Origin of the sequence: Allobosea sp. (genome assembly GCF_017308075.1) — a bacterium.
Lineage (GTDB): Bacteria > Pseudomonadota > Alphaproteobacteria > Rhizobiales > Beijerinckiaceae > Allobosea.
The window spans coordinates 65264-79325 of sequence record NZ_JAFKFX010000039.1; the positions used below are offsets into that span (position 1 = coordinate 65264).

Annotated in this window: 16 protein-coding genes; 12 read left to right on the forward strand and 4 right to left on the reverse strand. The window is 66.7% G+C overall.

The genetic code is table 11. The annotated features are described in order from the left end of the window. The first annotated feature begins 3 nt into the window (after nt 1–3). The 7 genes from J0J10_RS20360 to J0J10_RS20390 all read left to right on the forward strand — a co-directional run bounded on the left by J0J10_RS20360 (nt 4) and on the right by J0J10_RS20390 (nt 5916). Entirely contained in the window at nt 4–852 is an 849-nt protein-coding gene (locus J0J10_RS20360) for an urease accessory protein UreD (protein ID WP_291648699.1), read from the forward strand. A gap of 10 nt (nt 853–862) precedes the next feature. Continuing rightward, complete coding sequence (locus J0J10_RS20365; protein ID WP_291634915.1) at nt 863–1192, forward strand: hypothetical protein; 330 nt, start codon at nt 863–865, stop codon at nt 1190–1192. After that, nucleotides 1189–1809 (forward strand): urease subunit gamma, encoded by a 621-nt coding sequence (locus J0J10_RS20370; RefSeq protein ID WP_291648701.1) that lies wholly within the window; start codon nt 1189–1191, stop codon nt 1807–1809. Before J0J10_RS20365 ends, J0J10_RS20370 begins: the two co-directional genes overlap by 4 nt. 29 nt (nt 1810–1838) lie before the next feature. Continuing rightward, the gene (locus J0J10_RS20375) at nt 1839–2699 is read left to right on the forward strand and encodes a DUF1003 domain-containing protein (protein WP_291634918.1); all 861 of its coding nucleotides are present in this window, start codon (nt 1839–1841) and stop codon (nt 2697–2699) included. Nucleotides 2700–2740: 41 nt separating this feature from the next. Next, complete coding sequence (gene ureC / locus J0J10_RS20380; protein WP_291648703.1) at nt 2741–4477, forward strand: urease subunit alpha; 1737 nt, start codon at nt 2741–2743, stop codon at nt 4475–4477. Nucleotides 4478–4545: 68 nt separating this feature from the next. After that, nucleotides 4546–4803, forward strand: coding sequence for a hypothetical protein (locus J0J10_RS20385; protein WP_291648704.1), 258 nt, complete (start codon nt 4546–4548; stop codon nt 4801–4803). 84 nt (nt 4804–4887) lie between these two features. Continuing rightward, a complete protein-coding gene (locus J0J10_RS20390; protein WP_291648706.1) occupies nt 4888–5916 on the forward strand; it encodes an ABC transporter substrate-binding protein in 1029 nt (342 codons plus the stop codon). 161 nt (nt 5917–6077) lie between these two features. Here J0J10_RS20390 and J0J10_RS20395 read toward each other — a convergent pair whose 3' ends face one another. Then, entirely contained in the window at nt 6078–7049 is a 972-nt protein-coding gene (locus J0J10_RS20395) for an amino acid ABC transporter substrate-binding protein (RefSeq protein ID WP_465247232.1), read from the reverse strand. Nucleotides 7050–7458: 409 nt separating this feature from the next. On the opposite strand from J0J10_RS20395, the gene J0J10_RS20400 reads away from it, so the two are divergent. From J0J10_RS20400 to J0J10_RS20415, 4 genes are read left to right on the forward strand one after another with little or no spacing between them, the layout of a single operon-like run. Further along, a complete protein-coding gene (locus J0J10_RS20400; protein ID WP_291648708.1) occupies nt 7459–8205 on the forward strand; it encodes an urease accessory protein UreE in 747 nt (248 codons plus the stop codon). Between the two features lie 3 nt (nt 8206–8208). After that, nucleotides 8209–8886 carry an urease accessory protein UreF gene (locus J0J10_RS20405; RefSeq protein ID WP_291648710.1) on the forward strand — a complete coding sequence of 226 codons (678 nt, stop codon included), beginning with the start codon at nt 8209–8211 and terminating at the stop codon, nt 8884–8886. After that, complete coding sequence (gene ureG / locus J0J10_RS20410; RefSeq protein WP_291634930.1) at nt 8883–9515, forward strand: urease accessory protein UreG; 633 nt, start codon at nt 8883–8885, stop codon at nt 9513–9515. The genes J0J10_RS20405 and ureG overlap by 4 nt, the downstream gene beginning before the upstream one ends. A 40-nt stretch (nt 9516–9555) precedes the next feature. Next, the gene (locus tag J0J10_RS20415; protein WP_291648712.1) at nt 9556–10122 is read left to right on the forward strand and encodes a HupE/UreJ family protein; all 567 of its coding nucleotides are present in this window, start codon (nt 9556–9558) and stop codon (nt 10120–10122) included. Nucleotides 10123–10142: 20 nt separating this feature from the next. Here the strand turns inward: J0J10_RS20415 and phnE are convergent, their stop codons facing one another. Genes phnE through J0J10_RS20430 form a run of 3 tightly spaced genes read right to left on the reverse strand, consistent with a single transcriptional unit; the run spans nt 10143 to nt 12642 of the window. Further along, complete coding sequence (gene phnE, locus J0J10_RS20420) at nt 10143–10949, reverse strand: phosphonate ABC transporter, permease protein PhnE (protein WP_291648714.1); 807 nt, start codon at nt 10947–10949, stop codon at nt 10143–10145. Next, nucleotides 10946–11773, reverse strand: a complete 828-nt coding sequence (locus tag J0J10_RS20425) for a phosphonate ABC transporter ATP-binding protein (protein ID WP_291648716.1) — start codon at nt 11771–11773, stop codon at nt 10946–10948. Before J0J10_RS20425 ends, phnE begins: the two co-directional genes overlap by 4 nt. Beyond that, entirely contained in the window at nt 11773–12642 is an 870-nt protein-coding gene (locus J0J10_RS20430; RefSeq protein WP_291648718.1) for a PhnD/SsuA/transferrin family substrate-binding protein, read from the reverse strand. Before J0J10_RS20430 ends, J0J10_RS20425 begins: the two co-directional genes overlap by 1 nt. A 175-nt stretch (nt 12643–12817) precedes the next feature. On the opposite strand from J0J10_RS20430, the gene J0J10_RS20435 reads away from it, so the two are divergent. Then, nucleotides 12818–13960, forward strand: a complete 1143-nt coding sequence (locus J0J10_RS20435; RefSeq protein WP_291648720.1) for an alpha-D-ribose 1-methylphosphonate 5-triphosphate diphosphatase — start codon at nt 12818–12820, stop codon at nt 13958–13960. Nucleotides 13961–14062 lie beyond the last annotated feature (102 nt).

The following is a 14062-nucleotide window of genomic DNA, read 5'->3' on the forward strand; positions in this document are numbered from 1 at the left end:
GCCATGTATGCTCCCGCATTGCCCTTGCCCGTCGATCCGCTGTTGCCGGACTATGTCCGGGCCAGCGGCGGCGTCCGCCTGCGCTTTGGTGCGGTCGGAGCGCGCACCATGCGCCTGGAGGTCGCCGAGAGCGGTGGCTATCGCGCCCGTTTCCCGACCAGCCATGACGGCCGCTGCGAAGCGGTGCTAATCAACACGGCTGGCGGCATGGCCGGCGGCGACCGGGCCATCACCCGGATCGGGCTCGATGCCGGGGCGCAGGCCGTCGTCACCACCCAGGCGGCGGAGAAGATCTACCGCAGCCAGGGCTCAGATACCCATGTCGATACGCAGATCGCCGTCGCGGCGCGGGCCGAACTCGCCTGGCTGCCGCAGGAGACGATCCTGTTCTCGGGCGCGCGGCTGGCGCGCAGCCTGAGCGTCGAGCTTGCCGCGGATTCAGGCTTCATCGCCTGCGAAACCCTCTATTTCGGCCGCGCCGCCATGGGCGAGACCTTGCTTCACGGCGCTTTGCATGACCGCTGGCGCATAAGGCGCGAGGGCCGGCTGGTCTTCGCCGAGGATCTGCGCCTCGAAGGCGCGATCGACGAGACCTTGCGCCGCAAGGCCGTGGGGCAGGGCGCGCGCGCCGTCTCGACCGTGCTCGCGACGGTACCGGGGCGGCTCGAGGAGGTCAGGGGGGTCCTCGCCGAAGAAGCCGCCTTTTCCGATGTCGAGGCCGCTGCCGGTGCGCATGAAGGCTTTCTCCTGATCCGGCTTCTCAGCAGCGACGCGCAGGCCTTGCGTCGCGCCCTCGTCATGCTGCTCGGGCATCTGACCGGGCGTGCGCTGCCGCGCACCTGGTCAATCTGAGGAGAACGCCATGCTGCCGATCCAGGGTCTGAAATGCGTCTACGATACCGGCTCGCGGGCCTGGGCGATCGAGCTCGTGCTGATCGGCGCGGAAAGCGAGGTCGCGGTGCGTCGCTTCGACGTCGACGGTCCCGCCGACGCCGAGATGCTGATCGCCGCTTTCGAGGAATCGACCTCCAGCAGCTTCGATCTGGAGAGCGGCGAGATCATCTTCGCCTATGAATACGCTTCGCTCGGCGAGGTGGACGAGGACGATCTGGAAGACGACGCCGAGGAGTCCGAGGACGACGACTCCGAGGATGACGAAGACGAGGAAGAGGCAGAGAAGGCCAACGCATGAACCTGACGCCGCGCGAGAAGGACAAGCTGCTCTTCGCCATGGCCGCCATCGTGGCGAGGCGCAGGCTCGAGCGCGGCGTCAAGCTGAACCATCCCGAAGCCGTCGCGCTGATCACCGACTTCGTCGTCGAGGGCGCGCGCGACGGCAGATCCGTCGCCGAGCTGATGGAGGCCGGCGCGCATGTCCTCACCGCCGATCAGGTCATGGACGGCATCGCCGAGATGCTGCACGACGTTCAGGTCGAGGCGACTTTCCCGGACGGCACCAAGCTCGTCACCGTGCACGAGCCGATCCGTGGCTCCGCCGGCCGCCTGAAACCGGGCGAGGTCACGACCCTGCCGGGTGATCTCATCCTCAATGAAGGCCGCGAGAGCCTGACGCTCAGTGTCGCCAATACCGGTGACCGGCCGATCCAGGTCGGTTCGCATTACCATTTCTTCGAGGCCAATCCGGCGCTCGCCTTCGAGCGTGAGAAGGCGCGAGGCTTCCGGCTCGATATTCCCGCCGGCACGGCGGTGCGTTTCGAGCCCGGCCAGACCCGCGAGGTCCGGCTGGTGGTGCTGGCCGGCAAGCGCGAGGTCTATGGCTTCCGTCAGGAGGTGATGGGTAAGCTGTAGCTGCACAAAGCGAATGGCGGAGCCGGCCGATGACCGAAGCAGCAGACGTGCAGCCCTCCCATCTTCCTGCGAACGGCAAAAAGAAATACGGCATCTGTGCGATCTCGGGTGCCGAGATCCCGCGCAAGAACCTGGTCTCGCTGGAGACGCTGCGCCCCTCTCTCACCGAGCGCATTCTGGCGGATTTTCCGCAGCTGACCGAGCACAGTCTGATCTCGCGCACCGAGCTGGCGCGCTACCGTACCCGCTATGTCGAGGAGATCCTGCGCGAGGAGCACGGCGAATACTCCGATCTCGATCGCGAGGTCGTCGAGAGCATCGCCCGTCAGGACACGATCGCGGCCAACACCGATGACGAGTTCGACGAGAAGCGCAGTTTCGGCGAGCGCGTCTCGGACGGGCTCGCCAGTTTTGGCGGCTCCTGGGCCTTCCTGATCAGCTTCGGCTGCGTGCTGGTGGTCTGGATGCTGATCAATATCGCAGAGGGACCGGGGGCTTTTGATGCCTATCCCTTCATTTTGCTCAATCTCGTGCTCTCATGCATCGCGGCGATCCAGGCGCCGATCATCATGATGAGCCAGAAGCGCCAGGAGCAAAAGGACCGCGCCCGCTCCTCCAACGACTACCAGGTCAATCTCAAGGCCGAGCTCGAGATCCGGCATCTGCACGAGAAGATCGACCATCTCATCACCAAGCAGTGGCAGCGCCTGGCCGAGATCCAGCAGGTCCAGCTCGAGATGATGCAGGAGACGCAGCGCGACCAGGCCCGCAAGCTCGCCAAGGCTGCGGCCGGCAAGCGCAAGGGGCCCCGCAAACCCAAGAACAGTGAACCAAAGGCCAGTGAGACCGGGAATGGCGAGCCGCCTGAGCCGGGGACGGCTTCGGCCTGAGAATTGCCAGAGACATCGCAGGACCAGATCGGGAACCGACCATGCCCTTCGCCTTTCCGCGCAATGCCTATGCCGCCATGTTCGGCCCGACCACCGGCGACACGGTGCGCCTCGGCGATACCGAGCTCGTCATCAAGGTCGAGAAGGACTTCACCACCTATGGCGAGGAGGTGAAGTTCGGCGGCGGCAAGGTCATCCGCGACGGCATGGGCCAGAGCCAGGTGCGCAATACCGACGGCGCGGTCGACACCGTCATCACCAACGCGCTGATCCTAGACCATTGGGGGATCGTGAAGGCCGATATCGGCATCAGGGCCGGTCGCATCTGCGCCATCGGCAAGGCCGGAAATCCCGATATCCAGGACGGTTTCGGCAATTTCGCGCCGGAGGAGACGATCATCGTCGGCCCCGGCACCGAGGTGATCGCCGGTGAGGGCAAGATCATCACCGCCGGCGGCTTCGACAGCCATATCCACTATATCTGCCCGCAGCAGATCGAGGATGCGCTGATGAGCGGGCTGACCACCATGCTCGGCGGAGGCACCGGCCCGGCCCATGGTACGCTGGCGACGACCTGCACGCCCGGCCCCTGGCATCTCGGCCAAATGATCCGCGCCGCCGACGCCTTCCCGATGAACCTCGCCTTCGCCGGCAAGGGCAACGCCGCCGTGCCGGGCTCCCTGATCGAGATGGTCGAGGCCGGCGCCTGCGCCCTCAAGCTGCATGAGGACTGGGGCACGACCCCTGCCGCGATCGACAACTGCCTCTCGGTCGCTGACGAATACGACGTCCAGGTGATGATCCACTCGGACACGCTGAACGAGTCAGGCTTCGTCGAGGACACGATCAGGGCCTTCAAAGGCCGCACCATCCATGCCTTCCATACCGAAGGCGCGGGCGGCGGCCATGCGCCTGACATCATGAAGGTGGCGGGGCTGCCGAATGTCCTGCCTTCGTCGACCAATCCGACAAGGCCTTTCACCGTCAACACGCTCGACGAGCACCTCGACATGCTGATGGTCTGCCATCATTTGTCGCCCTCGATCCCCGAGGACCTCGCCTTCGCCGAGAGCCGCATCCGCAAGGAGACGATCGCCGCCGAGGACATCCTGCACGATCTCGGCGCGCTCTCGATGATGTCCTCGGATTCGCAGGCCATGGGTCGGATCGGCGAGGTCGTGACCCGCACCTGGCAGACCGCCCACAAGATGAAGGTCCAGCGTGGGGCGCTGCCGGAGGATGCCGGCACCGGCGCCGACAATTTCCGCGCCAAGCGCTATGTCGCGAAATACACGATCAACCCGGCGATCTCGCACGGCCTATCCCGCCATATTGGGTCTGTTGAAATCGGGAAACTCGCAGACCTCGTGATCTGGTCGCCGGCCTTCTTCGGCGCCAAGCCGGATCTCGTGCTGAAGGGCGGCATGATCGCGGCGGCGCCGATGGGCGATCCCAACGCCTCGATCCCGACGCCGCAGCCGGTGCATTACCGGCCGATGTTCGGCGCCTTCGGCAAGGCCGTCAGCACGACCTCGCTGGTCTTCGTCTCGCAGGCGGCGCTGGCGAACGGGCTGAAGGGCCGGCTCGGCACGGACAAGCAGATGGTCGCCGTCGAGAACACCCGCGGCGGCATCTCCAAGAAGAGCATGATCCACAACGACGCCACCCCCGATATCCGCATCGACCCGGAGACATATGCGGTGGTCGCGGATGGCGAATTGCTGGTCTGCGAGCCCGCGAAGGAGCTGCCATTGGCGCAGCGTTATTTCCTGTTCTGAGCCGTCGCGGCGCGGAACTCCCTGTGGAGCCCTGGCGTTGATCGCCAAACGCCGCAGGGAGACCAGCCATGGCCAAGTCCAAAGTCGTCGATCCGAAAGGCCAGCAGCCGGAGGCACTCGCCACCTTCGCCGCCAGCGCCCGCAATGACGGGCGCAAGCCCAAGGAAATCGGCCTGGAGGCGACGAAGGCGACGGCGCCGCTGAAGACCTCGCCGGCGCTTAAGCAGGACGCCGCCACCAAGGTCCTGCGCGAGGGCGCGCTCGGCAGGAAGCAGGGTGCTGACGAGGCGATCGACAAGCTTCCCGACCGCACGCGGCGTCGCTGATCGCGGCGCAAGCCGGCGCGGTTGACAGGGCTGGGCTCTTGGCCTTCATCTCGCCGGCTAAGAAAAGTTGCCCTGGAGGAAACCTTGCCAAGTCTTCGTCACGCCCTGGTCACGGCCACGCTGGCCGTCGCCGCCTATGCCGGCCCCGCCGCCGCGCAGGGCCAGGTCACCGTCTATTGCTCGATCCTCGAGGAGCAATGCCGCGAAGGCGCGGCGATTTTCGAGAAGTCGACCGGCATCAAGGTCCAGATGGTGCGCAAGTCGACCGGCGAGGTCTATGCCCAGGTCAAGGCCGAGGCCTCCAATCCGCGCGGCGATGTCTGGTGGGGTGGGCCGGGCGAGCCGCATCTGCAGGCCGCAGAGGAAGGTCTGCTCGACGAGTACAAGTCGCCGAAGCTCGTCGAGCTGCACGACTGGGCTAGGCGCCATGCCGAGCAGTCGAAGTTCCGCACCGCCGGCATTTATCTCGGCGCGCTCGGCATCGGCTACAATCTCGAGACCTTGAAGAGCAGGAAGCTGCCCGAGCCGAAATGCTGGGCCGATCTGCTCGATCCCAAGTTCAAGGACGAGGTCCAGGTCGCCGATCCCAGCTCCTCGGGCACGGCCTATGTCTTCCTCGCGACGACAGTCCAGCGGCTCGGCGAGGAGAAGGGCTTCGAGTTCCTGAAGACCCTGCACAAGAACATCAGCCAGTACACCAAATCCGGCATCGCACCGGTCAAGGCGACGGCGCTCGGCGAGACCGGGGTCGGCATCGCCTTCATGCACGACATGCTGACGCAGAAGCTGCAGGGCGCGCCGATCGGCATCGTCGCCCCTTGCGAGGGCACGGGCTACGAGACCGGCTCGGTCTCAGTGATCAAGGGCGGCAAGAACCCGGAGGCGGCGCGCAAATTCGTCGACTTCACGCTCTCGCCCGAGGCGCAGGACATCAACGCCAAGCTCAAGATCAACTCGATCCCCTCCAACAAGAACGCCAAGCTCTCGCCTGATGCGCCGAAGTTCGAGGAGATCAAGCTGATCGACTACGACACCCCGCGCTGGGGTAGCCCGGCCGAGCGCTCGCGCCTCCTGAAGAAGTTTGACGACGAGGTGAAGGCGCTGCCGCGCTGATCATCTTGTTGCGTCATCCTGGGCTTCGCGCAGCGAAATCCCGGGATCCATCGTAGAGCTCAGGCGCCTTACGATGGATCCCGGAGCTGCGCGGCTACGCCGCTTGTCCAGGATGACGATGCGGTTCGAGCGAAATCCGCGTGCCGACAAAGTGCCGGAGATCAGCGCACCGGCGGGGCGTATTGCAGGCCGCCCTGCGTCCAGAGCCTGTTCATGCCGCGCGGCAGGTTGAGCGGCGATTTGGCGCCGAGATGCCGGTCGAAGCTCTCGCCATAATTGCCGACCGCCTTGACGATCCGGACTACCCAGTCATTGGTCAGGCCGAGGCTCTCGCCGAATTTGCCCTCGGTGCCGAGCAGGCGACGGATCTCGGGATTGGTCGATTTCACCATCTCATCGACATTGGCCTGCGTGATCCCGTATTCCTCGGCGTTCATCAGCGCGTAGACCGTCCAGCGCACGATATCGAACCAGGCATCGTCGCCCTGGCGGACCCAGGGGCCGAGCGGCTCCTTCGAGATCATCTCGGGCAGCAGCTCGTGATCCGCCGGGACCTTGAGCTTCATCCGGTTGGCGGCGAGCTGCGAGAGATCGGTGGTGTAGGCGTCGCAGCGGCCGGCCTCATAGGCCTGGATCGTCTCGTCCAGCCCGGCAAAGGCGATGACCTCGTACTTCATGTTATGCGTGCGGAAGTAATCGGCGAGGTTGAGCTCGGTGGTGGTGCCCTGGGCGACGCAGACCGAGGCCCCGTCGAGCGCCTTGACCTCCTTCACGCCGGTGCTCTTGCGCACCAGGAAGCCCTGGCCGTCGAAATAGTTGATCGCCGTGAAGTTGAGGCCGAAGCCGGCGTCGCGGCCGAGCGTCCAGGTCGTGGTCCGCGAGAGCACGTCGATCTCGCCGCTCTGCAGCGCCGTCAGCCGGTCCTTCGAGGCGAGAGAGATGTACTTGGCCTTCTCCTGATCGTTGAAGATCACCGCCGCCAACGCCCGGCAGATATCGACGTCGAAGCCGCGCCATTGCCCCTGCGCATCCGGCAGCGAGAAGCCGGCGACGCCATGGCTGGCGCCGCAGATCAGGTTGCCGCGCTGCTTGATCCGTTCCATCGTCGTTTGCGCCGCCGCTGCCCCGGCCATGGCGAGGCTCAGGCCGATGCCGGCGAGCGCGCCCGAGAGCCCGCGCAGAGCGGGCGGTGAAATCCTGGTCATGTCGGCTTCCCCTTTTATCCTTGTCCTTGCCGATCGAAAGACCAGGCAGGCGTGGTAACCCGCCGATCTAACAGGATCGCCGCGCCGGGCGCCACGGTATTTATGCGGCTAACTGGTTTCGGCTCACGATTGAGGGCTAAGATATTGAATTAAAATTGTTTTTTAGTAGCGTGGCGGTCCGGTTCCGCTGCCGCTCCAGCAGCGGCGCGCCCTGTTCCGTCCGGCTCGCCTCATCGGAGCCGGCCCGGGACTTGCGTCGGCCTCGTTCCGGTGGTCGAAGTGGTGGAACCGCGATCGGTCGATCGCCTTTGATCCAACACGCCACGGGTTTAGTCACATGCAGCGCGCCACTTCCGTCGTCCGCAAGGCCGCGGTCAAGCAGGACCGGGTCGTCGAGACCCTGACCCTCGACCATGAGGACCGCAACCGCCGCCGCGTCGCGCTGAAGGGCGATGGCGGGAGCGACATCCTGCTCGATCTCGACAAGCCGACGGCGCTGAACGATGGCGATGCCGTGAAGCTGGAGGACGGCTCGCTCGTCCTGATCAAGGCTGCCGCCCAGAAGCTGATCGAGATCAAGGCCGAGAATCCGCTGCGCCTGATGCGCGTCGCCTGGCATATCGGCAACCGCCACACCCCGGCGGAGATCACCGCCGACGCGATCTATATCGAGCATGACCATGTGCTGGCCGAGATGGTCCGCGGCCAGGGCTGCGCGATGAGCGATGTCGAGCGGCCGTTCGAGCCCGAGCGCGGCGCCTATGACCACGATCATTCCAACTGCGGCCATGATCATCACGGCCATGATCATCACGGCCACGCGCACGGGCATGATCACGCGCATGGTGCTGCCTGCTGCGGTCACGACCATCATCATGATCACGGCCATGGCCATTCCCATGCCGGCCATGGCGAGGCGCATGCCCACGACCACAGCCATGGCGAGCACAAGCACGAGCACGCCCACGGCGCCTCCTGCGGCTGCGGCCATGACCACCATCATGACGACCATGGTCACAAGCATGATCATGGCCATCATCATGGCGCCGAGCACGGCCATAAGGGCCACAAGCACGACCACTGAACGATGACCGGGGTCCAGCTGCCCCTGATGATCTGGCTGTCGCCGTCCTTCCCGGTCGGCGGCTTCGCCTATTCCCATGGGCTGGAATCGGCCTTCGAGACCGGCGACCTCACCGACGCGCCAGGCCTGGAGGACTGGCTCGGCGCGCTCGTCGAGCACGGCTCGCTGCGCAATGACCTCATCCTCTTCGCCGTCGCTTGGCGCGCCGTCGGCGATGGCGATGCGAAGGGGCTGGCCGAAGCCGCTGAGCTCGCACTCGCGCTGGCCAATTCGACCGAGCGGCGGCTGGAGACGGTGACGCAGGGCAATGCCTTCGTAGCCGCCATCGCCGCTTCCTGGCCCTGCACTTCGATCGAAGCGCTGAAGGCGGCCTGGCCGGGCGATGTCGCCTATCCCGTCGCCGTCGCCGTCGCCGCGAGCGGCCACGGGCTGCCGCTGTTGCCTTCGCTCGAGGCCTTTTCGCTCGCCTTCGTCGCCAATCTGGTCTCGGCCGCGGTCCGGCTCGGCATCGTCGGCCAGACTGACGGCCAACGCGTCACGGCCGGCTTGGCCCCGCTCTTGCGTAGCGCCGCGGCGAGGGCGGAAGCCGCCGCGCTGGATGCGCTCGGCAGCTGCGCCTTCCGCTCGGACCTCGCCGCCTTGCGTCACGAAACCCAGTATTCGAGGCTGTTCCGCTCATGAGCGCTTCCCCCCATGGCCCTTTGCGGGTCGGCATCGGCGGCCCGGTCGGCTCCGGCAAGACCGCGCTGATGGAGACGCTGTGCAAGCGCATGCGCGATCGCTACGAGATCGCCGCGATCACCAACGACATCTACACCAAGGAGGATGCCCGCATCCTCACCGTCTCCGGCGCGCTGCCGGAGGAGCGGATCATGGGCGTCGAGACCGGCGGTTGCCCGCATACCGCGATCCGCGAGGATTGCTCGATCAATCTCGCCGCGGTTGCAGAGATGCGCGGCAGGTTCCCGGCGCTCGACCTGATCCTGATCGAATCCGGCGGCGACAATCTCGCCGCCACCTTCTCGCCCGAACTCGCCGACCTGACGATCTATGTCATCGACGTCGCCGCCGGCGAGAAGATCCCGCGCAAGGGCGGGCCGGGCATCACCCGCTCGGACCTGCTCGTCATCAACAAGACCGACCTCGCCCCGCATGTCGGCGCGGATCTTGCAGTGATGGATCGGGATTCGAAGACCATGCGCGGCAAGCGTCCTTTCGCCTTTACCAATACGCGGGCGGGGGAGGGTGTCGATCAGGTCGTCGACTTCATCGAGACCGCCGGAGGGCTGAAGGCCACGGCGCGGAGCTGAGGGATTTGAGGCGATGGCACGCAGGACGACGGCGAGAGGCATGGCCGCGGCATTGACGCTCCTGCTGACGGGGGCTGCCGCCCCGGCGCTGGCGCATACCGGCGTCGGCCCCGTCGAGGGGCTGGCGCATGGGCTGCTGCACCCGCTGACCGGGCTCGATCACGTCCTCGCCATGGTCGCGGTCGGCCTCTGGGCCGGGCTCGTCGGAGGCAAGGCGCGCATTGCCTATCCCGTCGCCTTCGTCACGACGATGGGGCTGGCCGGTGCCTGGGCCATGGCCGGCGGGCAATTGCCCGGCGCCGAAATCGGCATCGCCGTTTCGATCGTCATCCTCGGGCTCGCCATCGCGTTGAAAGCCTCGCCGCCGCTGGCGGCCGGCGCGCTCGCCTGCGGCATCTTCGCGATCTTCCACGGCTTCGCGCATGGGGCGGAGCTGCCGGAGAACGCCAGCGGCTTCGCCTATGCCGCCGGCTTCGTCATCTCGACCGCCGCGCTGCACGGCGTCGGCCTCTTCCTGGCGGCGCGGCTGGCGCAGCAGGCTCCCGTTCTTGCCCGCGTCGCCGGCGGTGGGCTGGTCCTTGCCGGCGTCGCGTTGCTCGCCGGCTGAAGCCCTGGCCGGCCGAGCCCTCAGATGATTCGGCGCCGCAGATGGCCGCCGATCTGCTCGACCGCGACGACCAGCGCGAAGATCGCCAGGATGATCGTCAGCGCCGTATCGTAGTCGAACAGGTCGAAGGCGACCTTGAGCTCGACGCCGATGCCGCCGGCCCCGACCAGCCCGAGCACGACCGAGGCCCGGGTCGCCTTCTCGACGCAGAACAGCGAGGTCGCGATGAAGGACGGCATCGCATTCGGCACCACCGCCGAGAAGATCAGCCCGGTCCGGCTCGCGCCGATGGTCGAGAGCGCCTCGCGCGGGCCCTTGTCGGTCTCTTCCATTGCCTCGGCGAAGAAGCGCCCGGCATAGCCGATCGTGTCGATCATCAGTGCCAGCACGCCGGCAGCGGGGCCGAGGCCAACCGCGATCACGAAGAACAGTGCCCAGATCAGGTCCGGGACGGTGCGGAACAGCGCGATCAGCCCGCGGGTCAGCGCGCGGATGACGGGATGCGGCGAGAGGCCTTCCGCCGCGAGCACGGCCAGCGGAAAGCTCAGGATCAGCCCGAGCACGCAGCCCGAGACCGCCATCTGGAAGGTCGTCGCCAGCGAGGCGAGGATGCTGTCGAGCCTGGCGAGGTCGGGCGGGAACATCCGCGACAGGATGTTGCCCATATAGGGCAGGCCGCGCACGAGCTTCTCGGCCGAGAGTTCGGAGCCGCTGAACGACCAGACCAGCAGCGCCAGTGCCAGGAACCAGCCCATGAAGGCGGCGGCGCTCGGACGCGCGAAACGGTCGCCGGCATGGAGCTTGTGTGGGGTGGATTGCAGGCTCATGCGAACACCAGGGCCGGCTGTGCGGCGGGAACGTCCTCGGCCGGCTCCTCGAAGAAGGCGGCGAGTTCGGCTTCGTTGCAGTGCAGGGCGCGCCGGTCGAGCGCGATGCCGCCATTGCCGAGGCCGACGATGCGGTCGGAGAAGCGCCTGGCATGCGCCATGTGGTGCGAGACGAAGACGAGGGTGAGCCCCTTGTCGCGCGTCAGCCGGAACAGCAGTTCCATCACCTCGCGCCCGGCGCGCGGGTCGAGGCTGGCATCGGGCTCGTCGGCGAGCACGATCTGCGGCCGCTGCATCAGCATGCGGGCGATTGCGACGCGCTGCGACTGGCCGCCGGAAAGCGAATCCGCCCGCTGCATCGCCTTGTCCGCGAGCCCGACGGCGGCGAGGCATTCCATCGCCTCGTCCCGGATTTCGGCCGGGGCCAGCGCCTGCGCCCAGGTGCGCGGGCCGGAGCGGCGCGACTGGACGCCATGCACGACATTGCTCAGCGCGCTCAGCCGCGAGACCAGATTGTGCTTCTGGAAGACGACGCCGACCCGCGCCCTGAAGCGCTTCAGCGCGGCTCCGCGCAGGCTGCCGACCTCGTCGCCCAAGACCGAGATCGTGCCGGCATCCGCCTCGGCGAGACGCACGATCATGCGCAGCAGCGTCGACTTGCCGGTGCCGTTGGCGCCGATCAGCGCCAGCGATTCACCTTGGGGAATGGCGAGGTCGAGCCGCTCGATGATCCGGCGCGTGCCGAAGCTCTTGGCGAGGCCGGAAATGGCGACCACGGGCGCTTGTGCGCCCGTGGTCTGTTCCGTCTGCAGATGCGCTGTCATCACTCGATGAACTTGTTGAACTCGGTGATGCCGATGGTCTGGTAGATCGAGCGGACATAGTCGTAGTCGCTGTCCTTGACCTCGGGCAGGAAGATGCCGCCGGCGAACTTCTTGTTGTCGTCGGTGTCGGAGACGACGGCTTTCATCAGCTCCTGGCCATTGTCGAGGAAGGTCTTGCGGACCTTGGCGAGCACCTCCGGCTTCACCTTCGGGCTGGCGATCATCACGTCGTTGGGCAGATCGCGGCCGCGCGCCACCACCGTGAAGCCGGTCTTCGGATCGGATTTGCGGATGCTGTTGAGATGGCCGAGATTGAGGCCGATCGCTGCGATATCGCCGCGCTTCACCGCTTCGGCGGCGACATTGCGCTTCACGAAGATCGGCTTGTAGTCGACATTGTACTTGAGCCCGAAATCGGCGAGCGCCTGGGCCGGGCCGAGATGCTGCGAGGTCGAGCCGATCTCGCCGAAGGAGATGGTCTTGCCCTTGAGATCGGCGACCGACTTGATCGGGCCGCTCGCGAGTACGGCGACCTGCGAGAAATAGTCGGGCCGCTGCCAGCCGACGACCGGCACCGCGCCGGTGCGCGCCTTGAAGACCACATATTCGGCCGGGCCGGTCAGCACGAAATCGATCTGGTCGGCGGCCATGGCCTCGACCGCCGCGGTGCGGCCGGAGACCGCGAAGAACTGCATCTTCAGCCCGGAGAGCTTCTCGAAGGCGGCCTTGAACGGGCCGAATTCGCGCTGCAGCGATTCCAGCCCGTCGACATCGGTCACGGCGAAGCGGATCGTCTCCTGCGCCTGCGCGGCCGGGGTTACGAAGGCGGCGGCAGCCGCGATGAATGCATATGCCAGCTTTTTCAGCATGGACGTCCTCCTGCGGGGTTCGGAGGCGGCGCTAAAGTGCCCGTGCGACGTTGCGGTGACAGGCGCACGACGGTTGAGTGACCGGTCTCGTCATGCGGCTGTCATCTGCCGGTCGCATGCGCCTTCGCCCGAAGTGGCGCGGATGATCCGATGCCAGCGACAAGGAGTGGATGCGGTGGCGCTGTTGATCTCTGGTGGCCGGGTGCTGGCCGGCGGCCTCGAAATCGCCGATCTGCGGGTGCGCGATGGCGTGATCACCCCGTCCGACACGGCGCTGCCGGACAATGCCCTGCGCCTCGACGCCTCAGGCCTGCTCGTCCTGCCCGGTCTGGTCGACTGCCATGGCGATGCCTTCGAGCGCCATATCATGCCGCGCCCCGGCGTTTCCTTCGACATCGATCTCGCCTTGCGTGATGCCGACCGGGCTCTGCTCGCCAGCGGCATCACCACCGCCTTTCACGGCGTCACCTGGTCCTGGGAGCCGGGCCTGCGCGGAGCCGAGAATGCAAGGCGCCTGATCGAGGCGATCGAGCGCCTCGCCCCGGAACTGGGCGCCGATACGCGTTTTCACCTCCGCCACGAGACCTATAATCTCGACGCCGAGCCGGAGATCCTCGCCTGGCTGGCCGCCGGCCGCGTCGGCCTGCTCGCCTTCAACGACCATATGGAGGGCACGCTGAAATCGCGCAGCCGGCCGGACAAGGTCGGCAAGATGGTCGAGCGCACCGGCCTCTCGCATGAGGACTTCATGCTGCTGGTCGAGAACGTCCATAGTCGTCGCGACGAGGTCCCTGCTTCGATCGCGCGGCTCGCCGCCGCCGCACGGGCGGCCGGGGTGCCGGCCTTCTCGCATGACGACATGACCCCGCAGATGCGGCGCTGGTACCGCGACCTCGGCGTCAGCGTGGCCGAGTTCCCGATCGACGAGGAGACGACGCGCGAGGCCGCAGCCCATGGCGAGCCGATCGTCTTCGGCGCGCCCAATGTCGTGCGCGGCGGCTCGCATACCGGCTGCCCGGCCGCCGAGGAGATGGTGCGTCAGGGGCTCTGCACCATCCTCGCCTCCGACTATTATTATCCGGCGCTGCCGCTCGCGCCCTTCATTCTCGCCGAGCGCGGGGCGGCGAGCTTCGAGGCGGCCTGGAAACTGGTCTCGCAGGGGCCGGCCGAGGCGCTGGGCCTTTTCGATCGCGGCGTCATCGCACCCGGTAAGCGCGCCGATCTCGTGCTGGTCGCAGCCGAGCCGCAACCGCGCATCATCGCGACCATCGCCGGCGGGCGGCTGGTCCATCTGGTGGATCAGCGCATCCTCGCCTAAGCGCGGGGTCGAAGGTGCAGGCTCCTGCCTGCACCGCTCGCCTCGGCAGTAACGAATTTGTGCTTTCGCAGGGGAGCTACCGTTATATCTGCCTGGAAGGCG

Excerpts from the sequence above, each read along its gene's own strand:
- J0J10_RS20360 (WP_291648699.1), top strand. The coding sequence starts at position 4 with ATGTATGCTCCCGCATTGCCCTTGCCCGTCGATCCGCTGTTGCCGGAC.
- J0J10_RS20365 (WP_291634915.1), top strand. The coding sequence starts at position 863 with ATGCTGCCGATCCAGGGTCTGAAATGCGTCTACGATACCGGCTCGCGG.
- J0J10_RS20370 (WP_291648701.1), top strand. The coding sequence starts at position 1,189 with ATGAACCTGACGCCGCGCGAGAAGGACAAGCTGCTCTTCGCCATGGCC.
- J0J10_RS20375 (WP_291634918.1), top strand. The coding sequence starts at position 1,839 with ATGACCGAAGCAGCAGACGTGCAGCCCTCCCATCTTCCTGCGAACGGC.
- ureC (WP_291648703.1), top strand. The coding sequence starts at position 2,741 with ATGCCCTTCGCCTTTCCGCGCAATGCCTATGCCGCCATGTTCGGCCCG.
- J0J10_RS20385 (WP_291648704.1), top strand. The coding sequence starts at position 4,546 with ATGGCCAAGTCCAAAGTCGTCGATCCGAAAGGCCAGCAGCCGGAGGCA.
- J0J10_RS20395 (WP_465247232.1), bottom strand. The coding sequence starts at position 7,049 with ATGGCCGGGGCAGCGGCGGCGCAAACGACGATGGAACGGATCAAGCAG.
- J0J10_RS20400 (WP_291648708.1), top strand. The coding sequence starts at position 7,459 with ATGCAGCGCGCCACTTCCGTCGTCCGCAAGGCCGCGGTCAAGCAGGAC.
- J0J10_RS20405 (WP_291648710.1), top strand. The coding sequence starts at position 8,209 with ATGACCGGGGTCCAGCTGCCCCTGATGATCTGGCTGTCGCCGTCCTTC.
- ureG (WP_291634930.1), top strand. The coding sequence starts at position 8,883 with ATGAGCGCTTCCCCCCATGGCCCTTTGCGGGTCGGCATCGGCGGCCCG.
- J0J10_RS20415 (WP_291648712.1), top strand. The coding sequence starts at position 9,556 with ATGGCCGCGGCATTGACGCTCCTGCTGACGGGGGCTGCCGCCCCGGCG.
- phnE (WP_291648714.1), bottom strand. The coding sequence starts at position 10,949 with ATGAGCCTGCAATCCACCCCACACAAGCTCCATGCCGGCGACCGTTTC.
- J0J10_RS20425 (WP_291648716.1), bottom strand. The coding sequence starts at position 11,773 with ATGACAGCGCATCTGCAGACGGAACAGACCACGGGCGCACAAGCGCCC.
- J0J10_RS20430 (WP_291648718.1), bottom strand. The coding sequence starts at position 12,642 with ATGCTGAAAAAGCTGGCATATGCATTCATCGCGGCTGCCGCCGCCTTC.